Annotated in this window: 16 protein-coding genes and 1 pseudogene; 14 read left to right on the top strand and 3 right to left on the bottom strand. The window is 40.0% G+C overall.

The window, feature by feature from the left end:
• Window positions 1-72: 72 nt before the first annotated feature.
• Window positions 73-384 (top strand): hypothetical protein, encoded by a 312-nt coding sequence (locus V7138_RS23700; RefSeq protein ID WP_335402322.1) that lies wholly within the window; start codon window positions 73-75, stop codon window positions 382-384.
• 106 nt (window positions 385-490) lie between these two features.
• Here V7138_RS23700 and V7138_RS23695 read toward each other — a convergent pair whose 3' ends face one another.
• A complete protein-coding gene (locus V7138_RS23695) occupies window positions 491-1,144 on the bottom strand; it encodes a carboxymuconolactone decarboxylase family protein (protein ID WP_335402321.1) in 654 nt (217 codons plus the stop codon).
• Between the two features lie 246 nt (window positions 1,145-1,390).
• On the opposite strand from V7138_RS23695, the gene V7138_RS23690 reads away from it, so the two are divergent.
• From V7138_RS23690 to V7138_RS23645, 10 genes are all read left to right on the top strand, one after another.
• Complete coding sequence (locus V7138_RS23690; RefSeq protein WP_335402320.1) at window positions 1,391-2,956, top strand: FAD-dependent oxidoreductase; 1,566 nt, start codon at window positions 1,391-1,393, stop codon at window positions 2,954-2,956.
• A gap of 133 nt (window positions 2,957-3,089) precedes the next feature.
• Entirely contained in the window at window positions 3,090-4,286 is a 1,197-nt protein-coding gene (locus tag V7138_RS23685) for a M20 metallopeptidase family protein (protein WP_335402318.1), read from the top strand.
• Between the two features lie 46 nt (window positions 4,287-4,332).
• Window positions 4,333-5,937, top strand: a complete 1,605-nt coding sequence (locus V7138_RS23680; protein ID WP_335402317.1) for an ABC transporter substrate-binding protein — start codon at window positions 4,333-4,335, stop codon at window positions 5,935-5,937.
• 94 nt (window positions 5,938-6,031) lie between these two features.
• Window positions 6,032-6,976 (top strand): ABC transporter permease, encoded by a 945-nt coding sequence (locus tag V7138_RS23675; RefSeq protein ID WP_335402315.1) that lies wholly within the window; start codon window positions 6,032-6,034, stop codon window positions 6,974-6,976.
• 38 nt (window positions 6,977-7,014) lie between these two features.
• Window positions 7,015-7,869: an ABC transporter permease gene (locus tag V7138_RS23670; protein WP_335402313.1), complete on the top strand. Its 855-nt coding sequence runs from the start codon at window positions 7,015-7,017 to the stop codon at window positions 7,867-7,869.
• A gap of 22 nt (window positions 7,870-7,891) precedes the next feature.
• Window positions 7,892-8,920: an ABC transporter ATP-binding protein gene (locus V7138_RS23665; RefSeq protein ID WP_335402311.1), complete on the top strand. Its 1,029-nt coding sequence runs from the start codon at window positions 7,892-7,894 to the stop codon at window positions 8,918-8,920.
• Entirely contained in the window at window positions 8,913-9,920 is a 1,008-nt protein-coding gene (locus tag V7138_RS23660; protein WP_335402309.1) for an ABC transporter ATP-binding protein, read from the top strand. Before V7138_RS23665 ends, V7138_RS23660 begins: the two co-directional genes overlap by 8 nt.
• Window positions 9,921-9,987: 67 nt before the next feature.
• Complete coding sequence (locus tag V7138_RS23655; protein WP_335402307.1) at window positions 9,988-10,404, top strand: hypothetical protein; 417 nt, start codon at window positions 9,988-9,990, stop codon at window positions 10,402-10,404.
• A 434-nt stretch (window positions 10,405-10,838) separates the two neighbouring features.
• A complete protein-coding gene (locus V7138_RS23650; protein ID WP_335402305.1) occupies window positions 10,839-12,470 on the top strand; it encodes a S8 family peptidase in 1,632 nt (543 codons plus the stop codon).
• Window positions 12,471-12,715: 245 nt separating this feature from the next.
• Entirely contained in the window at window positions 12,716-12,916 is a 201-nt protein-coding gene (locus V7138_RS23645; protein WP_077617474.1) for a cold-shock protein, read from the top strand.
• 94 nt (window positions 12,917-13,010) lie between these two features.
• On the opposite strand, the gene V7138_RS23640 is transcribed toward V7138_RS23645, so the two are convergent.
• Window positions 13,011-13,295 carry a hypothetical protein gene (locus V7138_RS23640; RefSeq protein WP_335402303.1) on the bottom strand — a complete coding sequence of 95 codons (285 nt, stop codon included), beginning with the start codon at window positions 13,293-13,295 and terminating at the stop codon, window positions 13,011-13,013.
• 87 nt (window positions 13,296-13,382) lie between these two features.
• Between V7138_RS23640 and V7138_RS23635 the strand changes: the two are divergent.
• From V7138_RS23635 to V7138_RS23625, 3 genes and pseudogenes are all read left to right on the top strand, one after another.
• A pseudogene (locus tag V7138_RS23635) lies at window positions 13,383-14,079 on the top strand (polysaccharide deacetylase family protein).
• Between the two features lie 157 nt (window positions 14,080-14,236).
• A complete protein-coding gene (locus tag V7138_RS23630; protein WP_335402301.1) occupies window positions 14,237-14,521 on the top strand; it encodes a nucleotidyltransferase domain-containing protein in 285 nt (94 codons plus the stop codon).
• A 96-nt stretch (window positions 14,522-14,617) separates the two neighbouring features.
• Window positions 14,618-15,064: a DUF6376 family protein gene (locus V7138_RS23625; RefSeq protein WP_335402299.1), complete on the top strand. Its 447-nt coding sequence runs from the start codon at window positions 14,618-14,620 to the stop codon at window positions 15,062-15,064.
• Between the two features lie 99 nt (window positions 15,065-15,163).
• On the opposite strand, the gene V7138_RS23620 is transcribed toward V7138_RS23625, so the two are convergent.
• A complete protein-coding gene (locus tag V7138_RS23620) occupies window positions 15,164-16,564 on the bottom strand; it encodes a M20/M25/M40 family metallo-hydrolase (protein ID WP_335402298.1) in 1,401 nt (466 codons plus the stop codon).
• Between the last annotated feature and the right edge of the window lie 255 nt (window positions 16,565-16,819).

The following is a 16,819-nucleotide window of genomic DNA, read 5'->3' as shown; positions in this document are numbered from 1 at the left end:
AACATTCCGAAACTTTTCTCGCGCTCATTCGTATGTAATGGTATCAGCAGTTTGGGGAAGGGGGGATGAACAATGGTACGACACATGACATTTGCGCTCCTTATTACTGCCATAGAGGTCGCAATCCTATTTGGGATTTCCCTTTATTTAGATGCAAATCTGTTAACTACCATGTTTTTCGGCTCTTGTTTCTTTATTCTAGTTGCCTTTCTAACAGGCTCCTCGGGCGATATTTTCACAAAAAACTCAGAGGTTGCCGTTTTTAATTCATTTCTAGGAAGCTATAAACCAAAACATGAAAAAGCGATGCTAAAAATTAGTCCGTTTTTAACAGGATCACTCCTATGTTTAGTTGTGTATTTTGTGATGGAGTACATTCTGTAAATACTAAATGAACGATAGCACCTGTCCAGTTGGATGGGTGCTTTTTAGCGTGAAAGAAACAATCCGGGCAAAAATGCCCCAGAGTATTCTGGGGAAGAAGGTCATTTTATTCTTCGTAGCTTTGAATGAGATTCGCTAGATGGGCATAAGCACCGCCTGCTCGGAGTGCTGCAGTTACCAAAATGGCTTCTGCAAGCTCCTCACTCGTCGCCCCAAGCTTTACGGCATTCTTTGAATGAACATCAATGCAGTATGGACATTGAGTTGCGTTTGCGACAGCAACGGCAATAATTTCTTTAAACTTACTGTTTAATATTCCTTCTTTTGTTGCTGTGGCACTAAAAGCGGCATAAGCTTTGAAACCATCTGGCGCAAACTTTCCTAATTGGCCAAGATGTTTTAAATTAGAGCGAGTATAAAGTGTATCGGAAGCTTCTTGATTTTTGGCATTACGTACATGTGTGCTATGGGTTACCGCTCCTCCAGCTTCAACCGCAGCGACAACAAAAACGGCCTCTGTTAACTCTTCCAATGATGCACCCGCTTTTTTCGCACCTTTTGTATGTGCATCAATACAATAAGGACACTCTGTCACATGTGCAATCGCAACCGCAATTATTTCCTTTTCCTTCCTAGATAAGACTCCATCTTGCATAGCCGCTTTACCAAACGCATTATAGGCTTGTAACTGTTCTGGTGCAAGGTCCTTAATTTTTGCAAAATGTTTTATGTTTTCTTTCGGATAAAAGCTTGTAGCCATTGAATAACCCCCTTTTTCGATTCAAGTTAGTTTTGCCTTTTATTTTGAAATACATTCTGGAGTTGGTTAATCCTATGTAGTCCCGAACGAATCTAAGGAAAGATTACTTCATTCCAAAGCCACAAAAGTAAATCTCCCAATTATTTCTAAGATACACTCATCATTTCCCTCACCCTCCATGTATGATACCCAAATTACTGGAAAACCTAATGGCAAAATTACTTATTTAGGAAATGAGGGTTTAATGTGGCAAACAACGAAAAACTTCCTAAAACACCTGAGCCATTATGGAGAGTCGATGTTGACATTCCGCAATTTCCTCCACTTAAGGAGGACCTTGAGGTTGATGTAGTGATTGTAGGTGGAGGAATTGCGGGGCTAACTTCAGCCTATGTTTTAGTAAATGAAGGACTGAAGGTTGCTGTATTGGAGGCAGATCGTCTTCTCAATGGTACAACAGGGCACACGACTGCGAAGGTTACGGCACAGCATGACCTCATCTATGATGAATTCATCACAAATTTCGGAAAAACCACAGCTAGGCTTTACTATGAAGCAAACACCGATGCAAAAAAATTCATTCAACAAACAGTAGAAGAACATCAGATTGATTGTGATTTTAAAGAACAGGATGCGTATGTTTACTCAACGACAGATGAGTATGCCCAAAAGATTGAAAAAGAAGCTGAAGCGTATAAAAAAATCGGAATTGATGGGGGGATCGTTGACAGTATTCCTTTTAAAATTGACATCAAAAATGCAATTGTCATGAAAAATCAGGCACAATTTCACCCTGTAAAATATTTATCACATCTGATTAAGATTATTACAGAAAAAGGTGGACAGATATTTGAAGATACAGTTGCGGTCAATGTAGAAACAGGAGAAAAGCCTACTGTTCTGACACGTGATGGCAATCGGGTTACTGGTGGTTTTGTCCTTGCTTGTTCTCATTTTCCATTTTATGAGGGTACCGGATTTTATTCAACGAGGTTGAAGGCTTCACGTTCGTACATAGTTGCTGTGAAAGCAAAGGAAAACTATCCAGGTGGAATGTACCTCAGCGCTGATCAACCTACTCGTTCGCTAAGATCGGCATCGAAAAATGGTGAAGATTATATTTTAATTGCAGGGGGTAACCATCAGACTGGGGAAAGAACTGAAACGAAGGAAGAATACAATTCATTAGGAACGTTTGGAGAGAAAGTATTTAATGTAGAAGATATTCAATACCGCTGGTCCGCACAAGATCTTCAAACCTTGGACAAAATCCCTTATATCGGGGAACTCACAACGGGTGAACCGAATATTTTGGTGGCAACCGGATTCCGTAAATGGGGCATGACAAATAGTACAGCTGCTGCGCTGTTATTTAGGGATATCATTTTAAAGCGGAATAATCCGTATCGCGACTTGTACTCACCAGCTCGTTTCTATGCGCATCCTTCGTTGAAAAATTTCTTTGTCAACAATGCGAAAGTCGTCAAGCACTTAATCCAAGGAAAAATGGAAATTCCACAAAAAAATGTGGCTGATATACCAAATGGAGAAGGTGCGGTCATTTCGATTGATGGACATCGAAAAGGCGCCTATAAAGACGAAAATGGTAAGCTTTACGTTGTAGATACAACATGTACCCATGTAGGCTGTGAAGTACATTGGAATAATGGTGAAAAATCATGGGACTGCCCTTGCCACGGATCGAGATTTTCATATACAGGCGAAGTGCTAGAAGGACCTGCTGAAAAGCCATTGCAGCAATACGATTATACGATGTTGGATAACCTCACGTCAGAGGATTCCGGCTATTAAATAGTTAGAAAGTGTTGAAAAGCAGGGTAGCACCTGCTTTTTTCTAATCCCGAGATAACCTAGTTGACATATGGGATTTATGGGATTAAAATGAATTGGAAGTTTTTGATTCAAATAGAAATGAGGGTTAGGAATGAGCCAAGCACTGAAAAATGAAAGTTTATCAGCTATTTTTGCTGAGTTAGATAATAGTTTTGAAGATATGACGAACTGGAGAAGATACATGCATCAGCATCCAGAGCTTTCATTTGAAGAAGTACATACTGCCAAATATATCGAGGAGAAGTTGGTGAGTTTTGGCTTAGAGGTACAGACGCAAATTGGTGGAAATGGGCTTGTTGCTATCTTAAGAGGGGATGAACCGGGGAAAACCATCGCCCTTAGAGCTGATTTTGATGCCCTGCCAATTGAAGATGAAAAAGAGGTGCCCTATAAATCTACGAAACCTGGGGTGATGCATGCGTGTGGGCATGATGGACATACCTCTGCTTTATTAGGTACAGCGCGCACGCTTAGTAAATACCGTGAAAAAATAAAAGGTACAATCGTTTTTGTCTTCCAACCAGCTGAAGAAAAACCTCCAGGCGGGGCGAAGTTTATGATTGAGCAAGGTATTCTAGATGAAGTAGATTATGTGTTTGGAGCCCATCTCGCTTCCGATATTCCACTAGGAAAGGTCGCAGTTGGGGAAGGATATCAAATGGCTGCGGTTGATAAATTCGAGATTACGATTAAAGGCCGTGGTGGTCATGGTGCAAGACCACATCAAACAGTTGATTCACTTGTAATTGGAAGCAGTGTCGTGGAGGGGTTACAAAAAATCGTAAGCCGAAGTATAGATCCACTGAAATCAGCTGTTGTTACAATCGGTGTCTTCCATGCTGGCAGTGCCTTTAATGTTATTCCAGATACTGCGAAAATCGAAGGAACCGTTCGTACATTTGATGAAGACGTTCGTGACCAAGTGGAGGCCGAGATTAACAACATTGTTAAAGGAATAACGAGTGCCTATCATGCAAACTATGACATTGATTACCTACGAGGGTATCCAGCTCTTTATAATCATAAAAAAGAAACGGATACAGTGAGAGGACTTTTGTCAGAAGTATTTTCCGAACAGAATGTTGTCGAGAAAACACCAACAATGGGAGCTGAAGATTTTGCTTATTTTCTAAAGGAAAGACCGGGAACATTTTTTAATGTCGGTTCTCAAAATGAAGATGAAGCTACCCATTATCCACATCATCATCCAAGATTTGATTTTGATGAAAGAGCATTGGTTAACATCTCTAAATCTTTCGTGAAAATCGTATCCCATTACTTATTTTAAAAACTAGCAAACTATAAATCTTTCAATTAGAGAGGAAAACATACAGATGAAAAGAAGCTTTCAGTTATTAATTGCTCTATTATTAACAGTATTATTATTCGGCTGTGGTAACCAGGACGATGCAGGAAGTGCTAAGAGTACTGGTGAAAAAGACAAAGCAGCTGCGGAACCGGTAAAAGGCGGGACATTGAAAGTTGCTTATGCTTCAGAACCAGATACACTTGACTGGATGTCTAACGGTTCATCGCCAACAAGAGATATTGCTTGGCATATTTTTGAAAACATATTTGCACTTGATAAAGATTACCAAGTAAAACCAATGGTTGCTGAGAACTACGATGTTAGTGATGACCAAAAGGTATATACGATCAAAATTCGTGAAGGTGTAAATTTCCATGATGGATCAACAGTTGCGGCTGAAGATGTTGTAGCATCATTTGAACGCTGGGGGAAAGTTTCTTCTGTAGGGAAGAATACGTATAATTACATTGAATCTGTGAAGGCACTAGATGAGTTAACTGTAGAAGTCAAACTAAACCAAGTTTACAGCTCTTTAATGTCTGATATGGCAGCACCGAAATCAGCGCTAATGGTTATTCCAAAAGAAATTGCAGAAGCAGCCGGTGAAAAGCCACTGACAACAGAACAGTTCATTGGAACTGGTCCTTTCCAATTTGAAAAATGGGAACGAGGCAAAGAAATTGTTCTAACTCGCTTTGAAGATTATTCTGCCCGTGAGGAAGAAGATTGGGGTGGAGTAACAGGTAAAAAGACCGCATATTTTGATGAAATTAAGTTTTTAATTGTAAAAGATCCGCAAGTCATGATCAATGGTCTGAAAACGGAAATTTATGATTACGCGCAGTCGATTCCTACTGACTTGTATGAGGTAGTTGAAACGACTCCAAATATTGATCCAGTAACGTATATTAATGGATATACAGTTACGACTCCGGATAAATCGGAACCACCATTTAATGACTTAAAAGTTCGTCAGGCATTGAATCTTGTCTTAGATAAAAAAGCTATTGCTGAATCAACTTATGGGAATCCGGACTTTTACCTACTAGATGGTGCATTATTTGATCCAGAACAAACAGAACTATATAGTGATCAAGGTTTCGATGACTATTTAACATATGACAAAGAGAAGGCAAAGCAATTACTAGAAGAGTCTGATTACAATGGAGAACCAGTTAAAATCATGTTCTCAAATGATTCAGATACGTATAAGCGAATCTCACAAATGATGAAGCAACAAATGGAAGAAATTGGTTTTTCGGTAGAGTTAGTTCCATATGAATGGGCAACATATCTTGAAAAATGGCAAGATCCAAAAAACTGGGATTTAGTTGTTGTTGGATGGTCTACCCGTTTCTCACCTAGTGAATTAGGTATGCTAGTAATGGATACAGCAAGCAGTGGTTGGTACACTAGTGAACGTTGGGGTAGTCTCCTTAATACATGGGGTGTAACTGCATCTCCAGAGGAAAGAAAAGAGATATTAGCAGACATGAACCAAACTGTAAATGATGAGCTTCCATTTATAAAAATTGCAAATGAAACAAAATTAGATATTAAGAGTGAAAAAATACCAGTCTACGATAATTGGGTTGGCCAACGATTCTGGAATACATGGAAGAATCAATAAATAGTTAGTGTCAAAGTGGGAAGTCGTGTCAGGGAGTGTTATGACGTGACTTCCCTTTTTAAGCTTATTAATAGAATTAGAGGAGGGGAAAACATTGCTGCAATACACAATACGCAGATTTATTTCAATCATTCCCGTTATGTTCATTGTTAGTGTGATTGTCTTTCTGATCGTCCACCTTACTCCAGGAAACCCTGCCTATCTCATCCTCGGTGAAGATAGCTCACCAGAAGCGGTTGCGCAGCTAGAAGAACAAATGGGGTTAAATAAACCAATGGCGTTGCAATTTGTTGATTGGATTAAAAATATTCTTATGGGAGATCTTGGTCAGTCTATTTATTCCTCTGAACCAGTTACAGACGTAATTAAGGATCGGATTGGTCCGACATTTAGTTTAATGATTACTTCCATGACGATTGCCTTAATCATTGCAATCCCAACAGCTATTTTTGTAGTTTGGCGCCGAAATACCTTTCTGGATCCGTTGTTTACTTCTTTTTCTCTTGTTGGAACGTCCATTCCGGAATTTTGGTTCGCGTTATTATTGGTCTTAGGACTTGGGGTAGCAGTTCCTATTTTTCCAGTGGCTGGATATGTACCGATTGCAGAAGGCTTTGTAGACTGGATTTATCATTTAGTTTTACCGGCATTTGTCCTTGCAGCGGTAGAAATTGGACTCATCGCAAGGATGCTTCGGGATGGCATGCTGGAGTCAGTTAATCAAGATTATACGAAAACCGCCCGTGCGAAAGGTGTAAGAGAGGGCATTGTTTTAATGAAGCATGTCTTTTCCAATGCTCTCATCCCAACAACAACCGTTATCGGTGTAACGATAGCTGGTTTGCTTGGGGGAACGGTTATTATCGAAACAATGTTCACCATTCCAGGTATTGGTCAACTTTTAATTGACTCCATTTACCGAAGAGATTATCCGGTTATACAAGGGGTTGTCCTGTTCATTGCCGTGGTCTATGTTATTGTGAATCTACTCATCGACCTTTTATATGCTTTCTTAGATCCGAGAATTCGATATGACTGAGAAGAGTGATTTCAAAAATGAAAAAAGGGGATTTTCGTATGTTTAAGAAAAAACGAAATCTGATAGCTTTAGGGGTACTAGTGTTACTTACGATTGGGACACTCACAGCATCGTGGTGGCTACCCATTTCGCCATCTAAAATGGATTCCGCGCAGCGGTTACTGGCTCCATCTGGAGAGCATTGGTTTGGTACGGATCATTTTGGGAGAGATATATTTGGGCAAACCGTAGTGGCTGCACGAATTTCCTTACTTGTTGGTTTAACCGTAGCCCTGATTTCTACTGTATTAGGAACAATTACCGGATTGATAGCTGGTTATTATAAAAAAGCTGACTTTCTAATTATGCGTATTATAGATGGAATGCTCGCATTTCCATCACTGCTGTTAGCACTGGCGTTAGTGGCTGCACTTGGGGGAAGTGTGACGAATATCATCATTGCGTTATCCTTCTCGTTTTTTCCTGTTATGACAAGGATTGTCCGTTCGGCTGTTTTGCAAATCAATTCCATTCAATACATTGAAGCTGCAAAAACCTCGGGGGTTAGTGACCTAGTAATCTTGACTCGCTATGTGTTGCCAAATGTACTTTCACCTATCATTGTCCAAGGAACGTTTATTTTTGCTAAAGCCATTTTGGCAGAAGCGGCATTGAGCTTTTTAGGTGTCGGTGTTGAACCTTCTACACCAACATGGGGAAATATGCTTCAGGAGTCGCAAATCTATATTTCGATTGCCCCTTGGTTCTCAATTTTTCCTGGGGTATCTATTGTTATCACAGTCCTTGCCTTAAATTTGCTTGGTGATGGATTAAGAGATGCCTTTGATCCACATGCAAAAGGTATGGGGAAAAGGAAGAAACGTCGGACGAATAAACAGATTGAAGCAGCCTAGAAGAAAAGGAGGACACTTAACAATGCTGGAAGTAAAAAACCTAAAGACTCAAATTGATACCGATGCAGGAATTGTTCGAGCGGTAGATGGTGTTTCGTTTACCGTGGAATCTGGACAAACGGTTGCGATTGTTGGGGAATCTGGTAGTGGGAAGAGCGTATTAGCCCATTCAATCATGCAGTTAAACCCAAAACCGCCTGCCTTTTATCCGGAAGGAGAGATTTTATTCGAAGGAAAAAATCTGCTAAAACTTTCGGAAAAGGAACTTCGAAAAATTCGCGGAAATGAGATTGCAATGATTTTCCAGGATCCGATGTCTAGTTTAAACCCTGTCTTTAAAATTGGTGATCAACTGGTGGAAGCTATCTTGACTCATCAAAAGATGACTCGTTCTAAAGCGAAAGCTCGTGCGATTGAGTTATTAAAAGATGTTGGTATTCCGGATGCGCAAGCGAGGATGCATGATTATCCTCATCAATTTTCCGGAGGTATGAGACAGCGAGTACTTATTGCTATTGCCCTGGCCTGTAATCCGAAATTATTAATTGCAGATGAACCGACGACTGCTTTGGATGTAACGATTCAAGCGCAAATATTGGAATTAATGAGAGATATCCAAAGGAAATATGGGACTGCTATCATTATCATTACTCATGATTTAGGGGTAGTTTCGCAAATGGCTGATAAGGTTTTGGTCATGTATTCGGGTCGGATTGTGGAGGAAGGCTTCGTTAACGATATTTTCTACCATCCGTCGATGCCATATACTTGGTCGCTGCTACGCTCGTTGCCTCGTTTAGATGCCACGGCACATGAGCGCCTCATCAATATTGAAGGACAGCCACCAAACCTAGTGTCTCCGCCTAAAGGATGCAATTTTCATCCGCGTTGTCCATTTGCGACCGAAAAATGTTTAGAAGTAGATCCAGAGTTAACCGTAAGAGGGAAAGACCATTTGGCGGCTTGTATCTTGACGCAACAGGAATTTGAAGAAAAGAAGGAACAGTTCAGAATTTCCAAAGAAAAAAGGAGTGTTCTGATTCATGACTAAACCACTACTTGAAATACGTGATTTGAACATGCATTTTCCTGTTAAGGGAGGAATGTTCAGTCGAACGAAAAATGATGTTAAGGCTGTTAATGGAGTGAATTTAACAGTAAATCAAGGGGAAACTCTTGGAATTGTTGGCGAGTCTGGTTGTGGTAAGAGCACCCTTGCTCGAACAATCCTTGGGCTCCTAAAGCCAACGTCTGGTGATATTTTGTTTGAGGGTGAAAGCATCCTTAACTATAACCACAAGCAAATGCACCAACTTAGAAGAGATATTCAAATGGTGTTCCAGGATCCATTTACTAGTTTAAACCCTAGGATGAAGGCCGGCGATATTATTGCAGCCCCACTAAAAGCATATCGAATGACAGATAATTTGGAACGTCGAGTAGTAGAGTTGATGGATCTCGTTGGTTTAAAAGCAGATGACTACCATAAATTACCCCATCAATTTTCCGGTGGTCAGCGTCAGCGAATTGGGATTGCTCGCGCGCTTGCACTCAATCCAAAATTGATAGTCCTTGATGAGCCAGTTAGTGCACTAGATGTATCGGTACAAGCACAGGTTATCAATTTGCTGGAAGATTTACAGAAAGAACTCGGGTTAACATATGTCTTTATTGCCCATGATTTATCAGTCATAAAGCATATTGCTGATAAGGTGGCAGTCATGTACCTAGGAAAAGTGATGGAAATATCCGATAGTGAATCTTTTTACAAGGATGCACGACATCCGTACACCAATGCCTTGCTCTCAGCGATTCCATTGCCAGATCCGGAAAAAGAAAAAGTGCGTCAGCGAATCGTGTTAAAGGGAGAACTTCCTTCTCCGAGTAACCCACCAACAGGTTGTGTTTTCCATACTAGATGTCCTTTTGCTACGGATGCCTGTAAAAAAGACGTACCAGCCTTGGAAGCTACTGATGGAGACAATAGACATCTCGTCTCATGTTTCTATCCAATGAACGTGGAAAACAAACAACTTGTCACAAATAAATAATTGACGGAAGGACAGGTTTCCTTTCCATAATGGGCTTAACAAATAGAAAAGAATAGGGGGAATTCTGGTGGAATTACAAAAAATTACATTAATGGATGCGTATATGATTGAAACCCTCCGCAGTAACGGTATTTCCAATCAAGAAATACTTACTCAGATAAAGCAGGGCAATGTGGATGTGTGGAAGGATTTGCATGAGCACTTTGATTTTAATGACTTACTGAAATTTGCCGAAGAGGATATAAATTCATTTCAATCAATCCTGTTGGATGGCTACAAGGTAAAATATGTAACATTTAAAGGGCTACAAAATCTTATCAAACTCCGATTCGGAAAAGAGAAAGACAAAGACTATCAACTCACAGAAACAAGTATTGAAAACCTAAAACTCAATGAAGATCAAGCTCTCACCCTTAAACAAATGATATCCCAAAACTGGATCTTCAACTGGGACAGAGGGACAGGTTCCCTATTCCACAGATAGAGGAAATTATATATAATAATGATCTCATTAAACTGGAAATATGCCGAAACAGGTACTTCTTTTGGGAAGTACCTGTTATGTCTATTTAACGCACAAAAGCGGTGAATGCATATGAAAGACTATCATACTAGCAGGGCTAGATATTTTGGCTTGTTTGAATTTGGGACGGTAAAAACTTTGTGGTTATAAATAACTGAATATTGAAAATGATATTGACGTTCGTAATTGAAAAATTGTAGTGTAATGGAGGGCAGAGCTCACTGCACCTTTTCCAGCGCTACATTTTACAAATTTGTTAAAAATACATAATTTCCGACAGTCAAAGTAAGTAAGGCCTTAAAATGTCTTTCTTACTTTTTAACTGTAGATACGATACATAGAAGGGAGCGTGCGATTGGCTAACGTGTTTTACCAAACAAAAAGGAGGTATGTGGATGAAGAAAATAGTTAGTATTTCGATTACTCTTTTACTCGTTTTATCCATGTTTGCAGGGGTAACATTTGCTAATCAGCCGGAAGTAGGGAAAGGTAACCAAGATTTTGTTGAAGGCGAACTGATCGTTTCGGTTGAACCGAAACAAAAGGGAAATGCTGATCTCACCATTCATAGTGCAGATACACTTAAAGGGCAGGAAGATGTGCTAAAAGCGAAAGGATTCTCAATCATTGATACACTCCATGCAGAAGATACTTCAGTCAAACCACTCCTAAGCAAAAGTTTCAACAAAAAAGTAGTCGAGAAAATGGGCTTAGTCTACCTAGTAAAATACTCCCCGGACAATTTCAAATCTAGTACTCTAGCAAAAAATGAATTACGAAAAGAACTCCTGAATCTTGGTTTCAAAGTCAGGTATATTTCTGAAAACTATAAGATGATGGCTATTGAAGGAACAGCGACAATCCAGGCTGTTCACCAAAATCAAAAATGGCATTACGATATGATTAAAGCACCACAAGCTTGGACGGTAACAAATGGATCAAGTGCCGTGAAGGTGGCCGTATTGGATACAGGGATCGATCATAACCACCCAAGTCTGGCCAATTTCGTGAACACGAACTTAGGCAGGAGTTTTGTAGGTGGAACCACGATGGATGTTCAAGGCCATGGAACTCACGTGGCAGGAACGATTGCAAGCTATGGCTCGGTTTCCGGAGTGATGCAGAATGCAACCCTCATACCGGTTAAGGTTCTGGGTGACGATGGTTCCGGATCTTTGTATGGGATTACACAGGGTATTTTATACGCTGCTGATATTGCTGCAGATGTAATTAATATGTCGTTAGGCGGCGGTGGATATAATCAAAGCATGGATGAGGCGGTTCAAACAGCGACGGCACAAGGGACGATTGTCGTAGCGGCTTCTGGAAATGATGGCGCATCAAGTATTTCCTATCCAGCTGCCTACAGTAGTGTAATCGCGGTAGGATCCGTAACATCAAGCAAAACTCGTTCAAACTTTTCAAACTATGGATCTGGTCTAGAGCTAATGGCGCCGGGCTCAAATATCTATAGTACCTATCCGAATAGTCGATATGCGACTTTATCCGGAACATCAATGGCGACACCGCATGTCGCAGGGGTAGCGGGCTTAATACGAGCGGCAAATCCGAACATTTCAGTCTCACAAGCTAGACAAATTTTACGCGATACAGCCCAAGCGGCTGGTAGCTTTACCCAATACGGTTATGGAATTGTGGATGCTCATGCAGCAGTTGTTGCCGCATCTGGAGGAGGAACAACACCTCCACCACCATCCTCGACGGAAACCGTCACTACCGTATCAACGAATTACAGTTATTATTATCGTGGGGAAACAGTTTATGTGACAAGTACCGTAAAAGATTCGAATGGGGCGGCCGTTGCCAATGCAACCGTAAACTTCAAAATTACACGACCAAATGGCACAACAGTTACATCTTCGGCAACAACAAACTCATCGGGTGTAGCTACTTGGTCAATCGGCACAACCTATTCAACAGCAACGGGAACCTATAGATTGGATGCAACTGCATCAAAGAGCGGATATTCGAGCAGCACAGCTTCTACTTCATTTAGAGTATATTAGGAACCTGTGACGGTTCTTGTGGTTTCTAAAAAATTGAAGCCACAAGCACCCGTCCCTGTAGTCCAAAAGGAGGCATTTTTGTTTTACCTAAATTATTATTTGCTATTTAGGATAACATCTGTTATTCTTAAGAAGAATTATCTTTGTTCTTTTTCAGATTAAGAATGTAATTTTGTTTTTCGTCTAAGGTATTTGAACAAGATAGTAACACATGTGTGGATGGTCACACTAGGAGGCAAATTAATATGGAACAAGGTAAAGTTAAGTGGTTTAATGCAGAAAAAGGTTTTGGATTCATCGAGCGCGAAGGTGGAGACGATGTATTCGTACACTTCTCAGCAATCCAAGGCGAAGGCTTCAAATCTTTAGACGAAGGTCAAAGTGTAACATTTGATGTTGAACAAGGACAACGTGGTCCACAAGCATCTAACGTTAGAAAAGCTTAATAGCCATTAACAACAAAGAGGCATGCCGAATTCGGTATGCTTCTTTTTTAGGTTCAGTTCCTGAAAAAAAGCAAGGACACTCCAGTATCCCTTCTTAATCGATACTCCTTAATACAACCGTTTGCACAGTTGCCCCTACATTTCCAGAGAGAACCGTCAGTTCATATTTCACTCCATCAATGAGCAACTCCGAAACTTTATTGCTTGTTATGTTTTTTACGATGGATAGAGTTTCAACAATTTTCCCTTCCTCGGTTAGGTAATCAACAACTGCCTCATGAAACTTCTCCGGTTCCTTGTACCATTTGTACCACTCATCTAACTCAAATCGAATCACATTGCCTTTTTCAACAAACGATTTTACAAACTTTTTGAACATATATATCACCTATTCCAAATTTTGGTTTATATTATGCTGTTTATTTTACTATAATAGAAGTTCAATAAAATGAAAAGGAAGCAAATTATGAAAAAGAAATTAGTGGTAAGTTGTGCAATTATTTTTCTTATTTTTCTTGTCTTATTTGGGACTTACAAGTTAATGAATGCAAGGTCATATCAATTATTTGGAGGACTCACACAGCAAGTTGAAACGGATCAAAAGGTGGTTGCTCTTACTTTCGATGATGGCACATCTGAACATGTGAACGAAATCCTGCCGCTATTGGAAAAATTTGAGGTGAAAGCAACCTTCTTTTTAATTGGACAAGATATCGAGAACCATCCGGAAGCGGCAAAGAAAATCGTGGAAGCGGGGCATCAGGTTGGAAATCATACATACTCTCATCACCGCATGATTTTCAAATCGCCATCTTTTATTAAAGAAGAAATCGAAAAAGCAGATGAACTGATCCGAGAAGCAGGGTGAAGGGGAGATTGACTTCCGCCCACCAAACAGCAAAAAGCTTGTCGGATTACCTTATTATTTGTATAAGCAAAAGAAAGACACAATCACCATGAATATTGAACCAGATACCTTCTACACCGAAACAAAAGACAGAATCCAGTATGTCAAAGAAAAAATAACCCCTGGATCCATCATCCTGATGCATCCCATGTATGAGGATAGTGATAAAGTCCTCCAAGAAATGGAGGGGATTATCCAAACGCTTAAAAAAGAGGGCTATACATTTGTCACAGTGAATGAGCTTCAAGAATTATAGGTATATATCACTTTGTTTTAATTTCTGCCAGAACGGGACACACATAATAGTAAAAAGAAATACACTATTGAAAAGCAAGAATTGAGGTGTCATTCTGGATACGTTAGAAGTTTATGGGTTAAGCCATTATTCCAAGGATGAACTTGCAGCAATCATTATGTTCCATATTAACAAATCACTGGAAGTTCTTGATATAGAAGTAAAAAAGGTAGCCATTATTGGTAGCAGGATTAGCGGATATGTTGAGGAGGAAAGTGATTTGGATATTGCCGTCGAGTACAGTGGTTCGGAGAGGGAAGATGATGTTCATCATAACTTGGTGGAAGAACCATTTATTATTGACCATATTAAGGTTGACTTTCTACCATTTTGGGATGTAAAAGGGCATGGAATTGGGAATCGCAAGCACGTGATGCTCTATGATGATTCATATCATTTTTAGTAATTGAGGCTATGTTATTGGGCTCCGAGAAGTTTCAATGAAACCTTTTGCGTTTTGGTTCGTATATAAAGTATGCCGCAAAACGGAGGGGATTTTTTGAAGAAACGATTTTTAGCCTTTTCTCTGATTGGATTGCTTTTTCTTGGAGCTTGTTCCGTCCTTGATGATGTAAATAATACGTTAACCTATGTGAATGAGGCAACGGATTATGTCAATGAGGTGAGTACTTTTATCAATGAGGCTCCAACTCTAGCAGAACAGGCTGTTACGGATGAGCAGGCTAGAGCCGATCTAGAGACAATGCTTACGGAAATGCAGGATGACATGGTCACTTTCAATGAGCTACAGCCACCAGGCATGGCTGAAGACCTTCATCAGCAAATTGTTGATCACAATCAACAAGCAGAAGCAGGCATCAGCCTTTTATTAGATAATATCGAGAATGGACAAATAGATCCAGCTCTTTTTGAAAATAGCGAAGTTTTTCAAACGTTACAAAACGTAACTAATACAATTGATCAAATTCAGCAATTGGGTGAATAAAACATTGCTCAAATATAATTGTAAAAGCTGTGACAATCTATTTTTTTAGAATTGTCACAGCTTTTTCTTTAGACGGATAACAGCTTGGTTATCGCTTTCTTACTTTAAGGATTGCTCATGATATAATTCTGGGTCTGCTTTAACTTCAGGTCCTTTTTTAGGTTTTGGTCCCATATTGTCAAAACGAGCTTGATCATAGATGGCAGAACCTACGATTTCAGCAACATCTTGAAGTTTTTCTTTACTTATTTTGTCAAGTGAGTCTTCTGGTGTATGATACCAAGGCTCTGATGGACTGTGAATGAATAGTGCAGCTGGGATTCCAGCTTCTGCAAATGGAACATGGTCACTTCTACCACCAGCATAAAATGGAGTAGGCTCCCCATTCAGTCTTGTACTTGATGCTTGGGCAAGCTCAGTTACTAGATTTGGTTTCCCATCAAGTGTAGCCATTGTTAAATTACCAGCATCACGACTTCCTACCATATCTAAATTAAAGTTTGCAATAATACGATTGAGTTCGTCTTCAGGTAAGTTTGCTACATAATGTGCAGAGCCAAGTAGACCAAGCTCCTCAGCACCAAATGTTATGAAACGAATTTCCGTATCTGTAGGAATGTTTTTAAATGCACGGGCTAACTCAAGTGTCATAGCTGTTCCCGATGCATCGTCGTTTGCTCCAGGTGCACCAGCTACGGAATCGTGGTGCGCACCAACGACAATTACATCATTTGTATCTTTATTCTTATTCGTTGGTTTCTTTGTTGCGATTACATTATGAGAAATACTTTCACCTGCTCTTGCACCTTCAACCTGAAGGGAAGTATGAAGAACTTCTCCACTTGCTAGTGCCTCATAAAGTGCATCACCTTCTGCTTTCGTTAACGCAACAGCAGGCACATAGTTATCATTCGCTTTTCCAAGAGTCCCATTTAAAGCCCCTGAAGTATTGTTGAAAATAATGACTCCTGCAGCTCCTTTTTCAGCAGCATTCAACACTTTCTCTGCAAACGAGATCTCGCCACGTTTAATAAGAGCAATTTTACCAGTAAGGTCAGTGTCTTGAAGTTCTGCAACCGTCCCTAATCCAGCGTAGACAAGTTCACCGGATATTTGTCCATTTACAGTGTATGTAAAGGAACTTGGGTGGAGGGTCCCGTCATAGCCATTTACTGAAAGTTCGATTGAACTTGGAGGAGTATAGCCATAGAAGGTAAACGGTTGAATTTCAGTTTCATAGCCGTAGGATTCGAACTGTTCTTTTATGTATTGAACAGCATTGTGTTCTGCATCAGTCCCCGCGACGCGTGGTGTTTCAGAAAGGTAGGCAATATTGTTATAAATATTGTCTACATTAAGTTGATTAATCACCTTGTGATCAAAGAACTTCTCCTTCTGAGATTGGGTTACTTCTACCGGTTTTGCGAATACTTCAGGTGTTGCAATGGCTCCGAATGCGAGAGTTGTGGTAAGTCCAAGCGAGATAACTAGTTTTTTCATGAGTTTCCTCCCTTTACTAGATTAATAGTATCATGCTAAATTTTATATCATTTTGAAAATTCCGATAAGTGAACTTGTCCTTAGAAAAAACTAGGCCTAATCTCATGTTTTACGATGAATAATGATGCAACCAGGACAATTCTCCTGTGAGGAAAATACTTCCAGTAGAGAAGGCGGGCCAAGATGGTTTGTAGCAAAGTGATGGTAATTTGATTTTCTAAGCAGGAAATGGTTGAGGTCAATTCTGGGACTTCG

Source organism: Bacillus sp. JJ1533, from assembly GCF_036965045.1.
In the GTDB taxonomy this organism is placed as follows: Bacteria; Bacillota; Bacilli; order Bacillales; family Bacillaceae_L; genus Ferdinandcohnia.
Note: the sequence above shows the minus strand (reverse complement) of the source record. Positions and strands in the feature narration are given on the sequence as shown.

Coding starts and splice junctions, on each gene's coding strand:
- V7138_RS23660 (WP_335402309.1), top strand. CDS start 8,913: ATGACTAAACCACTACTTGAAATACGTGATTTGAACATGCATTTTCCT.
- V7138_RS23665 (WP_335402311.1), top strand. CDS start 7,892: ATGCTGGAAGTAAAAAACCTAAAGACTCAAATTGATACCGATGCAGGA.
- V7138_RS23630 (WP_335402301.1), top strand. CDS start 14,237: ATGTTCCATATTAACAAATCACTGGAAGTTCTTGATATAGAAGTAAAA.
- V7138_RS23700 (WP_335402322.1), top strand. CDS start 73: ATGGTACGACACATGACATTTGCGCTCCTTATTACTGCCATAGAGGTC.
- V7138_RS23695 (WP_335402321.1), bottom strand. CDS start 1,144: ATGGCTACAAGCTTTTATCCGAAAGAAAACATAAAACATTTTGCAAAA.
- V7138_RS23645 (WP_077617474.1), top strand. CDS start 12,716: ATGGAACAAGGTAAAGTTAAGTGGTTTAATGCAGAAAAAGGTTTTGGA.
- V7138_RS23680 (WP_335402317.1), top strand. CDS start 4,333: ATGAAAAGAAGCTTTCAGTTATTAATTGCTCTATTATTAACAGTATTA.
- V7138_RS23620 (WP_335402298.1), bottom strand. CDS start 16,564: ATGAAAAAACTAGTTATCTCGCTTGGACTTACCACAACTCTCGCATTC.
- V7138_RS23650 (WP_335402305.1), top strand. CDS start 10,839: ATGAAGAAAATAGTTAGTATTTCGATTACTCTTTTACTCGTTTTATCC.
- V7138_RS23640 (WP_335402303.1), bottom strand. CDS start 13,295: ATGTTCAAAAAGTTTGTAAAATCGTTTGTTGAAAAAGGCAATGTGATT.
- V7138_RS23685 (WP_335402318.1), top strand. CDS start 3,090: ATGAGCCAAGCACTGAAAAATGAAAGTTTATCAGCTATTTTTGCTGAG.
- V7138_RS23670 (WP_335402313.1), top strand. CDS start 7,015: ATGTTTAAGAAAAAACGAAATCTGATAGCTTTAGGGGTACTAGTGTTA.